The sequence below is a fragment of the Hoylesella buccalis ATCC 35310 genome, from assembly GCF_025151385.1.
Taxonomy (GTDB): domain Bacteria; phylum Bacteroidota; class Bacteroidia; order Bacteroidales; family Bacteroidaceae; genus Prevotella; species Prevotella buccalis.
The window spans coordinates 707,623-725,297 of record NZ_CP102287.1 but is presented as its reverse complement, the minus strand read 5'-3'; the positions used below and the strand labels follow the sequence as shown (position 1 = coordinate 725,297).

The following is a 17,675-nucleotide window of genomic DNA, read 5'->3' as shown; positions in this document are numbered from 1 at the left end:
GTAAAATGAGTGAAAGTGCTTATTCGTACCTCATGGATTTGGCCGGATGTATGTGGGAAATGAGGTAGCTTGGGGCTATTAAAACCACAACACTGATTAAGAGTGTAGCCACGTTTAGCAGTAATAAAACGGGGATATTGATTTCGACTGGTACCGTTGTTACATAATAAGTCTGTGGATCCAGACCGACTAAACCTGTGTATTTTTGCAATAAAACCAATCCAATGCCGATAAGATTGCCGATGAGAAGACCGCGGGTGATGATGAAGACAGCAAACCATAAGAACGTATGTCTAATCATCGCATTCTTGGCTCCCATAGCTTTCAGCACACCAATCATGGTAACACGTTCGAGAATAATGATGAGAAGTCCTGAAATCATGGTCACTCCGGCCACGGCAATCATCAAAGCAAGAATGATCCAAACATTCAGATCGAGCAAATCCAGCCATGAGAAAATCTGGGGACTGATATCTCTGATGGTCTTTGAGGAATAAGTTTCGCCGTATTGATCTACCGTTCTATTCAAGCGATTGATGAAGATAGCTTCTGTTTCATCCACCTTATTGAAATCTTTAACCGTGATTTCAGCACCCGATACCTGATCTTTTTCCCAGCCATTAAGCTTCACAGCTGTGTAAAGGTCCATGTAGCAAGTGATGTCATCATATTGAGCCAGGTTGGTTTGATAGATGCCTGCAATGGTAAATCGCCTCACTCTGACCCCAGCGTGGTCAATAAAATAAGCAAATATCCTGTCACCTGTTTTTAATTTCAGCTTCTTTGCCATCGACATGGACAGCAATATATTGTTGCTACTTTTTGTGTCTGAGAAGGTAGGAATGCTTCCTTCCATCAGATTTTGGTGGATAAAGGTTGAGTCAAAGTCGGGTCCAACTCCTTTAAAAACAACGCCAAGGAAGTCGGAGTCGGTTTTCAATACCCCTTGTTTGGTTGCAAATCGTTGAACATGCTCTACGCCTTGTGTGTTTTTCAGCACCTTGATCAAGGAGTCTGTCATCTGAATGGGATACGATTCTGAGGTCTGCAGCGTCATGAAGTTAGCCACTTGGATGTGGCTTCCAAATCCAATGACCTTCGCACTGACGGCATGTTTGAAACCAAACACCACGCAGACAGAAACAATCATCACAGCAAGACCGATGGCAATGCCAGCGGTAGCAATCCTAATGGCAGGCTTGGAAACCTCGGCCTTGTCACCGTTTACACTGTAAATTCTTCTTGCTATGAATAATGGTAAGTTCATCTCTGGTTCTGTCGTTATAGGACGATGTCATTTGACGCATTACTGGAGGAAAGAGCTTAGTTGGCAATTCCTTACCAACCCTATGTTACAATCGTTCTGTATCCACTCTTCCCGGGTATTTATCTAATGCCTCACGCAGAACTATCAGTGCTTTTTCAAGATCGTGTTTGTTGAGAACATAGGCGATGCGCACTTGATTGATTCCTGCTCTCGGTGTGGTGTAGAAGCCCGCTGCCGGTGCCATCATCACCGTTTCACCTTCAAATGAGAATTCTTCCAGGCACCATCGGCAAAACTTTTCACTGTCATCGACAGGCAATTTCGCTACCGTATAAAAGGCTCCCATCGGTATAGGAGAGTACACGCCCGGTATTTTGTTCAGTCCATCAATGAGGCATTTGCGTCGTTCAACATACTCATCGTACACCGTACGATAATACTCTTCAGGCGCATCGAGCGATGCTTCTGCCACAATCTGTCCAAGAAGAGGAGGGGATAGGCGAGCCTGACAAAACTTCATCACAGCCTTTCTCACCTCGACGTTGCGTGTAATTAGCGCTCCGATGCGTATGCCACATTCGCTGTATCGCTTGGAAACCGAATCAATGAGGATAACATGGTCCTCAATACCCTTCAAGTGCATCGCACTGATGTAAGGCGAACCTGTGTAAATATACTCGCGATAAACCTCATCGGAGAATAAAAACAGGTCATATTTCTTTACTAAGTCCCTGATTTGGTTCATCTCTCTGCGGGTGTACAGGTAACCAGTAGGGTTGTTAGGATTGCAAATCATGATGGCACGGGTATGCTCGTTAATCAGCTCTTCAAACTTTTCAACCTTGGGAAGCGAAAAGCCTTCCTCGATGGTCGTTGCGATAGTCCTGATTTTTGCTCCCGCACTGATGGCGAAGGCCATGTAGTTGGCGTAGGCAGGTTCAGGCACAATGATTTCGTCTCCAGGGTTTAAACAACTCATGAAGGCGAACAACACTGCCTCACTGCCACCTGATGTAATAATAATGTCATCGGCCGAAACGTTGATGTCGTACTTTTTGTAATAGCCAGTTAGCTTCTCTCTATACGACAGGCAGCCCTGACTAGGCGAATATTCCAAGATGGTTCGCTTGATATGTTTGAGTGCATCCAAACCAACTTGTGGCGTCGGAAGGTCGGGTTGCCCAATGTTGAGGTGGTAAACCTTGATACCGCGTGCCTTTGCTGCTGTCGCCAAAGGCGCCAACTTGCGTATGGGCGACTCCGGCATCTCTAATCCTCGAACAGATATTTCTGGCATATAATTCAATTATCTTGTGGGGTATTGTATGATGGACTTTTCCCTTTTGTCCTGACAATCGTGCAAATGAGTGTGGTGCGTGGCATCATTCATGCCCACAACTCACTAGCATGTATGATGCAAAGGTAACAAATTAATCTGAACACCAAATGAAGTGTGGATATAAAATACCAGAGTTGGCATGAAATAATATTATCCACGCGTTCATCATAAGACGCTCGTTCCATTTGTGGGATTTGTTGATTTTTACTACTTTTGCATCCATATCATTCAAGCAATATAGTAACTTCATTTAAAAGATATAACAATGAGAACAAGAAATGCCAATTGGTTTGAGACAAATGTACAATATGAGCGTCAGGCAGAAGACGGACTTTTCGCCAAGGTAAGAGAAACTTATGTGGTTGACGCCTTTACTTTTGGTGAGGCAGAAGATGCTATCACCAAAGAAATGGCGAGCTATTCAAGCGGTGAGTTCATCATTAAGAACATTACGCCGGCTGTCTACAGCGAAATCTTTTTCAGTGACAGAGAGGGCGATGATAAATGGTACAAAGCCAAACTGATGTTCATTACTATTGATGAGGAAAAAGGTAAGGAGAAACGAACGGCCGTCAGTTATCTCGTTCAGGCCAAAAACATCGAGGGAGCCCTTCAAAATATCGGAGAAGTGTTCTCGAGTAGCGTGCTCGATTACGTAGTGGCCAATGTTTCAGAAACCAAAATCATGGATGTTTTTGAACATGATTTGAAGAAAGAACCCAATGACCAGCCTGAAGTATAAACGGCTGAGAAGAATAGGAGTGTGGTTCGTTTAAACTTTCATGATTATGGTTGATGTAGCAAAAAACTTGCACGACGTGCAGAAAAGGCTGCCCGATGACGTTTGTTTGGTAGCCATCAGTAAGTATCATCCCAAAGAGATGATAGCGAGTGCTTATGCAGCTGGGCAGCGCATCTTTGGCGAAAGCCGCGAACAAGAGCTTGCCGAAAAGGTGGAAGCACTGCCAAACGACATTGAATGGCACTTCATTGGACACCTGCAAACCAATAAGGTGAAAAATATAGCTCCTTACATCAGCATGATTGAGTCGGTCGACTCGCCCAAGCTTTTGCGTGAAATTAACAAGCAGGCAGCTCGCAACAACCGTGTTATTGACGTGCTGTTGGAGCTGCACATTGCTGAGGAGGCCACCAAATATGGCTTCACCTTGGATCAATGCCGTGATTTCTTGGAGGTCGGCGAATGGCGTGAATTGTCGAATGTGCGTATCTGCGGACTGATGATGATGGCGTCAAACGTGGACGATGAACGACAGATACGCCAAGAAATGTTGACGGCCAAAGACTTTTTTAACGAAGTAAAGGAGCGGTATTTCGCTGACCAACCATCTTTCAAACAGCGTAGTTGGGGTATGAGTCACGATTACCTCATCGCTGTGACGTGTGGTTCTACCATGGTAAGAGTGGGTAGTGCCATATTTGGCGAACGCTGAATCACATGATAAGATAATACAGCATCCTTTCCCTATCTATCCTTTTTGATTAATAGTGGAAAGGATGAATGTATACCTTCTTGCCATCTATGATGTAAATGCCTTGCGGCAAGAGCGATTTGTCGGTTCCCATATACTTCCCATCTATGCTGAAAATGCGTTTGTCGCTTGTCGCTTCCTGAGAGAATGTAGGCACAATTCCCTGTGTAGAGAACTTTTTGAGGAAGTCGAAATAAACAATTCCTTCTTTTTCTAAGATGTTATAAATAGGCTTATCTAACGGAACACCCGTCCACGGTTGATAGTTGGGCAGCGTTGTGTTGTTGGTCAGTTCGGTTACATTGTCAGTGCCTGGGAATAAATCACCCATCAGTTGGTTTTTGTATTTTTCCCGGTCACCATTGTACGAACTAAACAATAAGCCATCGGCAGGTATCACGGTCATGCGGGGTTTGCCCTTTATGTTGTTGACTCTGTTGCCCCCTAAACTAAATGCTTGGGCGTCATAATTAACGTGATACATCATCATGCCATGCCCACCCAATTTAGAATTCCAACGTTTGTTCTGTATATTCTGAATGATGTAGTATTCGTTTGTGCTTTTCTCCTTGTCGGCATATATGCGGTAGGCTTTCCCGTCTTCATCAATGTTCTTCAGGGTTACTTGTTGTGCGTCTTGCAGCTCTTCAATCTCCATCCATCCCATGGCTTCACGTTCCCATGCCGTATAGGCCGTGGGGCACCACCCATTGGCAGTATATTCGCCGTCGTCCATCAAGCTCCATGCCTCCATTCCCTGATTGTTGTCCCTTGCACTGGCAAGAGTAGGGTAGAAGTCGGGCAAACCCATGCAATGACTAAACTCATGACAGAACAGGCCTATGCCCGAAATCCATTTTTGTTTAGGGCTTTTCTCGTTGCCAATCAGTTCGTTGCTGATGCCAGATCGATACACTGTCTTGCCATCTACTTTAAAAGAAGGATAGATGGTTCCAGCTTTTGGCCACATCGTTTCGTTCTTCGCGTTCATGTTTTGGCCATATCCAGCGTATACAACGTACACCAAGTCTACATAGCCATCGTTGTTGGCATCGTATGCAGAGAAGTCAAGTGAGTCGTCCATGAGCTTGCAAGCATCAGTAATGAGTTCGGTAAACTTTTCATCGCCAGGGTCGGCATCCGTTCCTCCATAATAGGCAAGCTCATGTGGAAGTGTCACTGGGCCATAGACATCAAACTGTGGACTGAACATTTCAAAGCTCATGTCTTTGAAATATTGCTGTACACTGGATGCATTCCTGTTTTCACCATGACCATAATCATGAGGATGTCCTTCGCCATTGAGAAACTGTTGAAACGATTTGCGAGGATTGGGGAGCGTGAATGGGGTATCTTGGTAGGCAGCCAAAATGACAATTGCCTTAGGCGAACCCGTGTGTGGAAAGTAGGTATTGTCTGATTTCACCGGCTCTCTTCGCATGGCACGAGTTTGCAGCAGTGTGTTTGCTTGTTCAAAGAAAAGCTTTTTGTCTTGTGCGGCAACTAACTTTTTTTCTGTAGCTTGGCGTCTGTTTTCTTCGTGTGCTATCTGTTTACTCGCCTTTATACGTCCAAATTTGTCAATCGCTGCGATGTAGAAAGTGTTTTGCTCGCGCACCAAAATAGCACCGTCTTGCGTGCTATACCAGTTAAAATGTTCATCTCCATGCTGGTAAACTTGTAGAGTGGTTCCGTCTGGTTGGGTGACGATAAGCGGCATGCGCCAAGCTTTTGCAGCCCACGAGCAAACGGAAAGTATGAGTGCGAGTATGATAAATAACAGCTTTTTCATTTGTATGGTATGTTTCTTTCCATGGGCAAATGTACGAAAATAGTTTTGAATATCAATTGGTTTCGTCTTATTTTCGATAATTGAGCATTTGTTATAGGCAAGATTTGAGAACGCATTGACAATGGGGCTGTCTATCGTGTCATCGTCCTAAGAAAGACAAGGGGTTCTGTTCAGTTGTCCAAACTCATTGACTTTGGTCTCTAAAGTCAATGCTATTGAAAGGTAAACCCATTGAGTTTGGCGGTTAAAGTCAATGAGTTTGCCAGGACGTTTAAATGATTACTGCAAACCAATTGAGACAGGCGGAGAATGACCTGACGTCTGTTCACAGGATTGCACCAATCCCACAAAACAATTTGTTAACGTTACTGATGTTCTGCTTTATTTGCCGATGCAAAAGTGTTTGAAGATGTTTTCAAGTACCTCTGGTGTAGTGATTTGGCCACCCGTGATGTCTGCCAGCTGGTCAAGGCAAACACGCAGATCTTCAGCTATGAGATCTCCGCTGAGGTCTGCTTTTAACCCATTGATTACTCGAGTGATGCTTTCTTTGGCATGAATGAGGGCATCGTAATGGCGAGCACTCGTGATAATGACATCATTCTCCGTGATTTCGGGAATATTTGCTTTTTGATAGAGTTGGTTTTCTAATTGGTCGATGTTCGTTCCTAGTTTAGCACTGATTTGTATGGTTGATAAGTTGTTTGTTGGCAACTTGTCAGGAATCGTTCTGATATCTATCTTATTTTGAACGAGAATCACTTGTTTGTCCTCACAATACTCCAACAATTCTTGAATCTCGCTACGACTAGGCTGTTCATCAACCAACCATAAGATGATGCGTGCTTCGTTCAGCTTCTTATAGGTGCGTTCGATACCGAGCCTCTCTATCTCATCATTCGTTGAGCGAATGCCCGCTGTGTCAATAAACCGAAACGTGACACCTTTAATTTCGGTTGTGTCTTCAATGACATCTCTGGTCGTACCATGAATGTTGCTCACGATGGCTTTCTCTTCCTTTAGTAGCTGATTGAGAAGTGTGCTCTTTCCAACGTTCGTCTTGCCAACAATAGCCACAGCTACACCTTGTTTATAAGCTTTTCCTGTTTCAAAAGAGTGAGCAAGTGTATACAATCGTTGGTCAATAGTTTGTGCCAAATCAAGCAATTCTGTTCTGTCAGCAAACTCCAGTTCCTCGTGGTCACTAAAATCGAGTTCAAGCTCGAGCAATGAAGTTATCTTCAGCAGCTGATTCCTTAACAGAGCCAATTCATCGGAAAAATGACCTTTCAATTGACTCATGGCCATTTGGTGTGTGGCACGATTGGTAGAAGCAATCAAATCTGCTACAGCTTCAGCCTGACTTAAATCCAATTTTCCATTCATGAAAGCTCGCTGCGTATACTCTCCAGGATTTGCTTGGCGGCAACCATTTTGAATGAAGGTTTTAAGAATTTGTGAGATGACATACTGTGAGCCATGACAGGATATTTCAACTGCATTTTCGCCAGTATAGGAATGGGGTGAGCGAAAAACAGAGACTAACACCTCGTCAATCACTTCTCCATCTTGGTTTGTCAAATGCCCAAAATGCAATGTCTGCGGTTTTGCTTCTGTTAGTCTGTGGTCGGATTTGGAAACAAATACCTTGTCTGCAATGTTGATGGCATCATTTCCTGATAGACGAATAACAGCAATAGCACCACCAGCCGGTGTGGCTAAAGCGCAAATCGTAGAACTTGTGTCCACAGAAGATAGATTGTGCGTGTTGTCGCTTTGAGTAAGTTGCATCGAATGATTTAATGTTGGATTGAGTATAAAAACAAGTTGTCAGACCCGCCACATCATGGGTCTGACAATCGGAACGTTCAGATTGTCCCTTGTATAGATGAGGTTAGATAGTCACTCGTTAAATTCTATCAAGTACAATTTGTATTAACCCGTCAATAGAATTTTTGTATTCTATATTTGCCTTTTGAGCACGACGATTGGCTATTACCATACAACACGTCATGGCCTTGTGTCCTAACAGCTTAGCAAGGCCTGCTAAAGCACTACTCTCCATTTCGAAATTGGTGATGCGGTAACCGTTGAATTCGAAATTCTCGATTTTTTCATTTTGTTTCGGGTCGGCCAGAGGTATGCGCAACTCTCTGCCTTGTGGACCGAAGAAGCCACCACAAGCAATCGTCACACCGCGAACCATGTCGTCACCCGCAACGCGATTAAGTGTTTCTTTATCTGCGTCAATAACGTAGGGTGCGCCTTTTTGTGGGTTCCAGTCCATGTGTTTTTTGAAAGCCTCCTCAAATTCTAAGTCACACACTTCGTTTCTTCCAGCGTAATAATTCAACAAGCCATCAAACCCGATACTCTTCTCACTGGCAATGTATGTTCCTTCTGGCGTATATTCTTGCAATCCGCCACAGGTGCCAAGTCTGACCAAGGTGAGTGACCTAAGAGGTGATTTCTCATGACGGGTTGAAAAATCAATGTTAGCCAAAGCATCCAGTTCGTTCATGACAATATCAATATTATCACAGCCAATGCCCGTGCTTACCACACTGATTCGTTTTCCTTGGTAGGAACCTGTAATGGTATGGAATTCCCTGCTTTGTATATCGCACTCTACTTTTTCAAAATGAGAAGCTACCAGCGACACGCGTCCTGGATCGCCTACCAGAATGACCTTGTCGGCCAATTGTTCGGGCTTGACATGTAAATGGAAAACACTACCGTCGGCATTGATGATAAGTTCTGATTCTGCAAAATATTTTTTTTCCATCATTGTAGGGATTTAGTTGGGTAACAATTTGTTTTCTTCGTTTCTTACTGACTTTTCAAAGGTTTGCACATCTCTTCTTTGTTGCAGCAAGGTTTCTTCAGCCTTCAGCAGCTTTGATCGCATGTTTTGTTGTTCGGATATGGACGCTCCGCTATATTCGGATCTCATCTTGGCCAAAGTTTTCTCATTCTGTGACAATTGCGCTTTCATTTCAGTCAACTGAGTGTACAATTCTTTTGTCTTATTGCTTTTGAAATCATCTATTTTTGTATAAACAATCTTGTCATTAATTGGGAACAGAAAGCCTGGCTTTGAATTTGCTTTGTGATTGTTTTGCTTCAAACTTTCCAATCTTTTCAGTGCGGCATCCCTGTTTCCAAAGGCCCATGTGTCTTTAATGCTCGTCAACTTGGCAAAAGACTTAAGCTGTTTATCTTCAAGATTATCTTGACTGAAGTTAAGGCGCGGATTGGTTGGAACGAATGTATAGATGCAAACTTTATCTTTTGGTTGATAGCGGTCACTGACTAACCAGCCCAAGTCATACATGTCATCAATAGCCAAGAAATAATCGTTTGCAGTAGAATTGAATGGCAATCCATAATTCTCTGGTTTATAAAAAGTTCCGTCTTCATTGTTGAACAATGTCATGAAGATGTCATAACCACCCAAACTCTTTTCTCCTTGACCGGAAAAGAATAAGGTCATACCGTCAGAAAGTAGAAAAGGGTAGTTGACATTGTCTACCTCTTCATCCAATTCTACTAATTGTTTTGGTTTACTCCAGATGTCTCCTAATAGATCAGTTGAATACAGGTGGTATCCCTGTACGGTATCACCATCGGCATAGATGCGGTGATTGCCAAGTTCGTTAGTATAGGAGGATTGGCCATTTTGTTCAGAAAGCGTACCGGCATCCTTGCTCATAGGAATTTTAGATAAGAAATTTTTCTTGTCTACCACGATGCTATCGATGAACATGACTTTAGCAGTTCCTTCTACCATCGTCTCAAATAATCTGTCAGCAGGGGTTTTCTCTGTCTTAGTCACCTTCGAAGGAACTGACCTCTTCCCATGCTTTTGAGCTTGCATGGGAAGAGGTGAAAAAAGCAGTAATATCAATAAATATAATGTATACTTCATATTTGTCATGTTGACAAAGATACAAATTTATTTATGAAGTTAGTCATAAAGAATGCAAAAATGTAGTGACTTGTAAAGAAGCCGTTTTAACCTACAAGCTGTCTCTTTATCAATCACTTTTCAGCTCTTAGTTGCATATCCATATTTGCAGCAGCTCTTCTGCCATCACCCATGGCTAGAATCACCGTTGCGCCTCCGCGTACGATGTCGCCTCCTGCATAGATTTCTGATCTACTGGACTGCATCTGGTCGTTGACGACAATGGTGTTTTTGCGACCAAGTTCCAGTCCCTGGATAGATTTTGGTACCAGAGGATTTGGAGATACGCCGACAGCCACAACAACCTGATCTACTTCAAGCGTAATCGTTTGTCCTTCAACTGGCACAGGGCTGCGACGGCCACTTGCATCAGGCTCTCCCAATTGCATGACTTGTAACACGGCGGCGCTGACAGCACCTCTTTCATCCGTGAGATATTCAATAGGGTTATGCAGGCACATGAAATGGATGCCTTCTTCCTTGGCATGTTTAACTTCTTCAAGTCGGGCCGGCATTTCTGCTTCAGAGCGACGGTAGACCAGGGTAACGTCAGCTCCTAAGCGTTTGGCTGTTCTACAAGAGTCCATGGCTGTGTTGCCACCTCCAACGACCATCACTTTCTTTCCAAGATTGATGGGTGTGTCTGCATTAGTATTGGCGGCATCCATAAGATTGATACGGGTCAGGTATTCGTTGGATGACATGATGTTAATGGCATTCTCTCCTGGTATTCCCATAAAATTAGGAAGTCCTGCACCCGATCCCACAAAGATGCCTTTGAAATCTTTTTCTTTGAGTTCTTCAATAGAAAGGGTTTTTCCAATGATGCAGTCTGTTAAGAAATGAACACCCATTTTCTTGAGATTTTCAATCTCAACGTCGACGATGGCATTAGGAAGGCGGAACTCTGGAATTCCATATTTCAGCACGCCACCTATTTCATGCAGCGCCTCAAACACATGAACTTGATAGCCTCGCTTAGCCATATCCCCAGCGAAGCTCAAGCCTGCAGGCCCTGAACCGACCACAGCCACCTTAATACCGTTGTCAGGTTGCATATCAGGGATTGACGCGTTTCCACTTTCCCGTTCATAATCGGCGGCAAAACGTTCAAGATAACCAATGGCGACAGCGGGCTCGTTCATCTTCAAATGAATACATTTGCTTTCGCATTGTTTCTCTTGTGGGCAAACTCTGCCACATACTGCGGGTAGGGCAGAGGTGTTCTTCAACACTTTGGCAGCTGCTAGGAATTGTCCTCGCTCTATATTCTTGATAAAAGAAGGAATGTTGATGTTGACCGGACAACCTTCCACACAGGTCGGTTTAGCACAATCCAAGCAACGTTTGGCTTCAGTCATGGCCATTTCTTTCGTAAGTCCTAGATTGACCTCTTCCGTCCTGGTCGTTGCCCGATATGTTGGATCTAACTCTGGCATTTGCACGCGAGCGATGCTCTTCCGCTCTTTCGGCTTCATGGAATCCCGTAATGCCTTTCTCCATTCAGCATTTCGATCGGTTAGCATCGAGATACTCTCTTGTGTAGGCTCTACATCCATTTTAATGGTAGACGCATGTTTCTCCTGTGCGCTTTCTAACTCATTAAGGTGATCTTGCAAATGTTCTACCTCATCTTTTTCAACATCCTTGAATGTGTTCATGCGCTTGAACATCTCATCCCAGTCAACCAATGCGCCATCAAATTCAGGTCCATCGATACACACGAATTTTGTCTTGCCGCCAATCGTTAACCGGCAGGCACCACACATGCCCGTGCCGTCAACCATGATGGTGTTGAGAGATACATCTGTAGGTATGTTATATTTTTGCGTAAGAAGACAGCAAAACTTCATCATGATGGGAGGTCCAATAGCAAATGCCTTGTCGATATGTTCCTGTTTTATCAATTTTTCCATGCCCACCGTGACGACACCTTTCTCGCCATAGCTGCCATCATCGGTCATGATGATTGTTTCATCAGAATTCGCTCTTACTTCATCTTCTAAGATAATGAGATCTTTGCTGCGTCCTGCCAACACCGACAGCACCCTGTTACCCGCTTCCTTCAAGGCTTTAATGATGGGCAGCATAGGGGCAACGCCAACGCCACCACCCGCACAGAGTACGGTGCCAAACTTCTCGATGTGTGTGGCATTGCCCAAGGGACCTACCACATCAGTAACATAGTCACCTTCATTCAAATTGCAGAGCTTCATGGAGGACAGACCAACCTTCTGCACAACCAATGTGATGGTTCCGCGTTTGATGTCTGCATCGGCGATGGTCAGTGGCATGCGTTCGCCTTTGTGACCTACACGGACGATAACGAAATTGCCGGCTCTTCTGCTTTTAGCAATGAGCGGAGCCTCAATCTCAAAGAGAAAAACTTTCTCAGAGAACTGTTCTTTTCGGATAATTTTATTCATAGTATGTTTTAATAGATTGTTATAGTTCAAATTGATAGTCTAAGGAAAACAGATGTTTAACAGCCGCTTCTCCATGTCAGCCCAGCCATGATGCTGTTCCTGCAATCAAGGTCACCGTTGAACATGGCCGCATAGCTCACTCCTCCATACGGTTTGGTGGTTGTGACGCCATTCGCATGTTGGGCAGCACAATTCATGGAGAAGGTCAGAAGAAAAGAGATGAGTATGTATTTGAAGTTTCTCATCACGGCTGTCTTCACCTTAGAAATTTTGATCGTCAATCATCTCGAATCCACAGTAGGGGACAAGTACTTTCGGTACACGAATGCCTTCTGGTGTCTGATTGTTTTCCAAGATGCTGGCAACGATACGTGGCAAGGCCAATGCCGAACCATTAAGCGTGTGGCAAAGTTCTATCTTGCCATCTTCTGCATGACGATAGCGACATTTCAGACGGTTAGCTTGGTAACTTTCGAAGTTTGATACGGACGAAACCTCCAGCCATCTTTTCTGAGCTGCGCTCCATACTTCAAAATCGTAGCATATCGACGACGTGAAACTCATGTCTCCGCCACATAATTTCAAGATATGATAGGGGAGTTCCAGTTTCTTACATAATCCCTCTACGTGTTCAAGCATTTCGTTAAGAGATTCATAAGAATGTTCTGGCTTGTCAATACGGACAATCTCCACTTTATCGAATTGATGCAAACGATTGAGTCCGCGTACATCTTTTCCATACGAACCTGCTTCACGTCGGAAGCAAGCTGAATAAGCACAGCGCTTGATAGGCAGGTCTTTCTCATCGAGAATCTCGTCACGGAAAATGTTCGTTACAGGAACCTCTGCGGTAGGAATCAGATACAGGTCATCCAGCTGTACATGGTACATCTGGCCTTCTTTGTCAGGCAGCTGACCTGTGCCATAGCCAGATGCTTGATTCACAACAAATGGAGGCTGAACCTCGAGATAGCCAGATTTACGAGCCTCTTCAAGGAAAAATGCTTCGAGCGCTCGTTGGAAACGGGCCATCTTGCCAATGTATAAGGGGAAACCCGCACCCGTGATTTTAACGCCCAGGTCAAAATCTATGAGGTTAAACTTCTTACATAAGTCCCAATGGCACAATGCGTCTTCACCAAGTTCAGGTATCACTCCTCCTTCTTTCACAACGACGTTGTCTGATGCATCTTTACCTTCTGGGACATCTTCGTTTGGGATGTTAGGAATAGTATAAAGTAGGGTAGTGAGGTCGTTTTCAGCTGTTTCCATTGACTGTTGAAGACCTTTAGCTTCCTCTTTCAACTTTGCAACCTGCGCTTTCACCTCATTGGCTTCATCCAATTTTTTATCTTTCATGAGCCCACCTATCTTCTTGGCGAGCAAATTAGCTTGTTGCTTGTTCTTGTCAAGTTTTTGTTGGGATTCTCGACGTAGCTTGTCAATGGCGATCACCTGATTGACAGTTTCTCTTGCTCCCTCGAAATGTTTCTTCTCTAATCCTTTGATCACACGTTCAGTTTCTTCACTGATGAGTTTTAGTGTAAGCATATTTATATTTTTATTGAAAAATTTCCTACTGCTGACAAAGTTACTAATTATAATTAAATATTGTTCATTAAACATCAATATTTTAATGGAACTTTCTACAAAGTAAGAGCCCAGTATCAAATATCGATATCAGGCTCACACTTTTTGTTGATATGAAGAATCATTCAATTCATGTGTCTATCTTACACTGTAAGAAGGTTGTAGCGCGACAGCTACGCTGAATAGTGTAGCATGACTTCATGTCTTCTTATATTCCTAATGTTTGCTGATTCTGTAGATTACGCCGAACGTTCCATATACAGGATAAAGAGTTTGTTCTATCGTTTTGAATGAACGCTTGAAGATACCGTTGAGACCCCAATTTAAATCGGCATATAATCCGAAACGGCGATAAATATGACAATCTATCCCAGCGGATATGCCTACTTGGAACCGTCTCATGTGTTCAGAAAAGTCATAGATACCCCTTGTTCCAGGATCGCTACCCATCTCAATCCTGGGCCCCGTTGGATCTCCTACCCGCAGGTATCCATCATACACGCTTCCTTCAAAGTCTTTAGAGAGCAAGTACGATATATACGATCCCATGCGCAGTTGAATTCTGTCGCTTACATCGTAGGTAGCTTGAATGGGAAGGGTTATCATCCATTGCCGCACCTGTGTCTGCACATAGCCTGTGAACACCCCTTTCAATGACTCGCCTCCGCGAATCATTTCCATGTGGTAGTTCTTCACCTTGGCATCCACGTCCATATCTTTATTCTCCGCCCGAAGGCCTATCAGGCCACCCCATTTGCCATCGATGGTTTTCTGGCCATCAAGTTCTATGGTAACATTATTATGCAACTTGTATGATTCAAGCGATCTGACGGTTGCAGGTAAACCGATGGGAGCGGTTCCTCCCAGGTTGTATCCTATGCGAGCCTGGAGCTTCACATCCTTCATAAAAGAATCTGCCATGCTGTTCAGCGATAAGCATCCCATCCACAATATGATTAATATAAACTTACGCATGCCGTTATTCCTCCTTTGTACAAATGATTCTTACTTCATCAATAGACAACTCACTGCCAATAGCTCCTTCAAACTGTGCGCCTCTTTCGCTGGACGAGAAGACTACGGTTAAATTGTATCCGCGGTTGGCCAGGATTCTTTCATCGGGTTGTTGTGTATAGTCGAAAACCACTTCAAAAGGCGTCCATTGGTCAGTAGTCTTCACTTCTGCCAACTTGGCGATGGCCAAGATGTGCTTGTTCGTCAAGACATCATCCCCATACAGCGTTACGGGATTGTCCTGTTCGTCAACATTTCTATAAAACACAGCATAGATAGCCGCGCTGTCCGTGCGGTTGGGAACTATTTTTCGATTCTTGTCTTGATACTTTTTACCTGGCTTATACCGATACCATCCCGTCAGTTTGATGGGCTTTTTATCAAAAGGAATACCAAACTTGGTCGCTTTCATGGCATCGCGCATGGCCATTCCAAAATCGAAAGATCCCAGATACAGATTGCCTGCTGCCAGAGGCTTACCAACCAAGGAACCTAAGAAGCCTGTGCTTTGGGTGGTGAGTTTGGCATACGATCCACTGTGACCATCCTTCGCAGGGACACTGGGATAGCCCTCTGGTGGTGCCGATTCCCTGCTCATTCTAAATCCTGGATTACCCGTAGCCCAATAGTCGTATCGCTGACCATCTTCACCTATATAATACCAGGTATAGTATTTCAGTTCTTTCTGCTCCAACTCATAATGTTCAAAGTCAAATCGTATGGTGTCACTAACCGTCTGGACAACCGGAAAGAAGCTAACGGCATAGCGCCTATTCCACTGTTTGTCCTCAGATGTTACCGTATAGATGACGGGACCTTTACTGAAATCTTGAACCGAACCGTTTGCCGGAACGATGGTTGCCCCATCCGTCAATGTGAAGTGAGGAGCGATGGCGTTCAGATTTGCATGACGTCTTACATTGAAAATAATGGTACTGTCCGTGTACGGAACATGAAGCTTGCTATCTGAAGGGTGATAGAACATCTCCTCAGGCTTGCTTACCGAAACGGAAGCTTCAAGAATATCACACTCTGCATTCAATGGTTCGTCCTTAAAGCATGAGGTGAACACGGATGAAAGTGCGATAACCAATAAGTTTTGATAAAATTTCATTGTAACATAATCTTTTCGACTGCAAAGTTATGCTTAATATCTTAATGGGGCAAACGAATATCTTTAAAACTATTCAGATAAAGGACAAAAATGGTGGTTTTAATAACAATTTCTGATATAGCATTGTACCCAATTCGCTCAAACAGAATGAAATGCGATGACAATTGCGCTATGATGACCGTTGCTCTGCCATATTCCTATTACAACAGCCGTCAAAAGATACTTTTTAAATCAATACGATCAATCATCATGACGTGGTGAATCGGGCCTGGGTAGTTCGGTCAACCTCACTTTCCATTGTTTATTAAGTTGTACCAGTTGCAGTGTGTAGGTGGCAGATTCAACAAAATGTCCCACGGTCCCTATCGAGTCCATCGGCAAGAAATTCTCAACCTTCATGACCACTGAAGCCACCGAGTCACCCTCTTCATAATGTATTTTCTTGATTTCCGACTTGGCACCTTGCTCAGCACTCCGTAGCTTGTCAACATCATCTTGTTTTACCTGTGACGCTACATAAATCATCCATCTCTTTGAGGATGGGGTGCAATATGTTAGTGCATCGTTGAATTGCCAGTTAAAATAGGTTTGGGCAAAGGCGTTGGCCGTATCCCGGAGTTGCTCTTCATTTTTGTGGTCTGTACAAGCACAGAGGCCTATCAACATATAGCCTACTATCGTGAGGGAAATTGTCAATTTTATTTTCATCCGAAAAAACGTTTTATTGATGCATCAACAGTGCAAGCCAAAGGATAAGAGAGTTCACTGTCTGATGCAAAGGTACCAAAAACTTTGTTCATGTCAAGCCTTTTGTTTACTTTTGTGCCAAATATTTCAAACATGTTAAAATTCATTTGTTTGGGAAGTGGTAGCAGTGGAAACTGCTATTGTCTTTTTACAGAGAATGATGGCTTGATGATTGATGCTGGAATTGGCATCAGACTATTAAAAAGGTCATTCAAAGAGTATGGACTACCACTTTCACAAATTCACCATATTTTAGTTACGCACGACCATGCAGACCATGTGAAATCAGTGGGGGCGATAAGCCTTGATTATCATTTACCCGTCTATGCGACGCAGCTTGTTCATGCGGGCATAGAGCGCAACTATTGTGTACATAAGAAGGTTGCACCGGCTTACATGAAAGTCATTGATAAAGGACAACCGTTTAAACTGGGTGATTTCACCGTTACACCCTTTGGTGTGCCACATGACAGTTCTGACAATGTTGGTTATAAGATATCATGCGCTAACATCGTCTTTACGCTGATGACAGACATTGGTCATGTGACAGACGAAATGAAAACCGTCATCTCCGAAACGAATTATCTGGTCATAGAGGCCAATCACGACCCGAAGATGTTGATGTATGGCCCCTATCCCCAACATTTAAAAATTCGCATATCGGGCCCAAATGGGCATTTGGCCAACCAGGACTGTGCGCAAGCTTTGGCTGAGAACATGACCGAGCGGATGCGCCATGTGTGGCTGTGTCATTTAAGTGAAGAGAACAATCGTTATGATTTGGCACACGAAACGGTAGCACATATTTTGCGAACGAAAGGTATAGAGGCTGGAACAGACGTGCTGTTGGATGTGTTGAAGCGGAAATCGCCCAGCTCGCTATATAATTTGGAGTAATTATTTGCCTATTCCCCGTTTGTTCAATT

The 17,675-nt window shown here is 43.8% G+C and carries 15 protein-coding genes; 3 read left to right on the top strand and 12 right to left on the bottom strand.

The features are described 5' to 3' along the window. Nucleotides 1–19: 19 nt before the first annotated feature. A complete protein-coding gene (locus NQ518_RS03185) occupies nt 20–1,267 on the bottom strand; it encodes an ABC transporter permease (protein WP_227205086.1) in 1,248 nt (415 codons plus the stop codon). 85 nt (nt 1,268–1,352) lie between these two features. After that, entirely contained in the window at nt 1,353–2,564 is a 1,212-nt protein-coding gene (locus NQ518_RS03180; RefSeq protein WP_227205084.1) for a pyridoxal phosphate-dependent aminotransferase, read from the bottom strand. A gap of 307 nt (nt 2,565–2,871) precedes the next feature. Here NQ518_RS03180 and NQ518_RS03175 point away from each other — a divergent pair, with 307 nt between their 5' ends. Then, nucleotides 2,872–3,348, top strand: a complete 477-nt coding sequence (locus NQ518_RS03175) for a DUF4494 domain-containing protein (protein ID WP_227205082.1) — start codon at nt 2,872–2,874, stop codon at nt 3,346–3,348. Between the two features lie 46 nt (nt 3,349–3,394). After that, a complete protein-coding gene (locus NQ518_RS03170) occupies nt 3,395–4,060 on the top strand; it encodes a YggS family pyridoxal phosphate-dependent enzyme (protein WP_227205080.1) in 666 nt (221 codons plus the stop codon). A gap of 49 nt (nt 4,061–4,109) precedes the next feature. Here the strand turns inward: NQ518_RS03170 and NQ518_RS03165 are convergent, their stop codons facing one another. From NQ518_RS03165 to NQ518_RS03120, 10 genes are all read right to left on the bottom strand, one after another. Then, a complete protein-coding gene (locus NQ518_RS03165) occupies nt 4,110–5,891 on the bottom strand; it encodes a M6 family metalloprotease domain-containing protein (protein ID WP_227960897.1) in 1,782 nt (593 codons plus the stop codon). Between the two features lie 381 nt (nt 5,892–6,272). Then, nucleotides 6,273–7,682, bottom strand: a complete 1,410-nt coding sequence (mnmE, locus tag NQ518_RS03160; RefSeq protein ID WP_227207914.1) for a tRNA uridine-5-carboxymethylaminomethyl(34) synthesis GTPase MnmE — start codon at nt 7,680–7,682, stop codon at nt 6,273–6,275. A 118-nt stretch (nt 7,683–7,800) separates the two neighbouring features. After that, a complete protein-coding gene (locus NQ518_RS03155; RefSeq protein WP_227207912.1) occupies nt 7,801–8,679 on the bottom strand; it encodes a nucleoside phosphorylase in 879 nt (292 codons plus the stop codon). A 9-nt stretch (nt 8,680–8,688) separates the two neighbouring features. Then, nucleotides 8,689–9,819 carry a hypothetical protein gene (locus NQ518_RS03150; RefSeq protein WP_227207910.1) on the bottom strand — a complete coding sequence of 377 codons (1,131 nt, stop codon included), beginning with the start codon at nt 9,817–9,819 and terminating at the stop codon, nt 8,689–8,691. Between the two features lie 113 nt (nt 9,820–9,932). Further along, nucleotides 9,933–12,284 (bottom strand): bifunctional dihydroorotate dehydrogenase B NAD binding subunit/NADPH-dependent glutamate synthase, encoded by a 2,352-nt coding sequence (locus NQ518_RS03145; RefSeq protein WP_004348786.1) that lies wholly within the window; start codon nt 12,282–12,284, stop codon nt 9,933–9,935. Between the two features lie 56 nt (nt 12,285–12,340). After that, nucleotides 12,341–12,544, bottom strand: coding sequence for a hypothetical protein (locus tag NQ518_RS03140; RefSeq protein WP_004348784.1), 204 nt, complete (start codon nt 12,542–12,544; stop codon nt 12,341–12,343). A 1-nt stretch (nt 12,545) separates the two neighbouring features. Continuing rightward, nucleotides 12,546–13,835 carry a serine--tRNA ligase gene (gene serS, locus NQ518_RS03135; RefSeq protein WP_227960899.1) on the bottom strand — a complete coding sequence of 430 codons (1,290 nt, stop codon included), beginning with the start codon at nt 13,833–13,835 and terminating at the stop codon, nt 12,546–12,548. 255 nt (nt 13,836–14,090) lie between these two features. Beyond that, the gene (locus NQ518_RS03130; protein WP_227960901.1) at nt 14,091–14,795 is read right to left on the bottom strand and encodes a porin family protein; all 705 of its coding nucleotides are present in this window, start codon (nt 14,793–14,795) and stop codon (nt 14,091–14,093) included. 58 nt (nt 14,796–14,853) lie between these two features. Then, entirely contained in the window at nt 14,854–16,002 is a 1,149-nt protein-coding gene (locus NQ518_RS03125) for a PCMD domain-containing protein (RefSeq protein WP_227960903.1), read from the bottom strand. 240 nt (nt 16,003–16,242) lie between these two features. Continuing rightward, on the bottom strand, nt 16,243–16,710 hold the full coding sequence (locus tag NQ518_RS03120; RefSeq protein ID WP_227960905.1) for a hypothetical protein: 468 nt from the start codon (nt 16,708–16,710) through the stop codon (nt 16,243–16,245). 132 nt (nt 16,711–16,842) lie between these two features. Between NQ518_RS03120 and NQ518_RS03115 the strand changes: the two genes are divergently transcribed. Continuing rightward, a complete protein-coding gene (locus NQ518_RS03115; protein WP_227960907.1) occupies nt 16,843–17,646 on the top strand; it encodes an MBL fold metallo-hydrolase in 804 nt (267 codons plus the stop codon). The last annotated feature ends 29 nt before the right edge of the window (nt 17,647–17,675 follow it).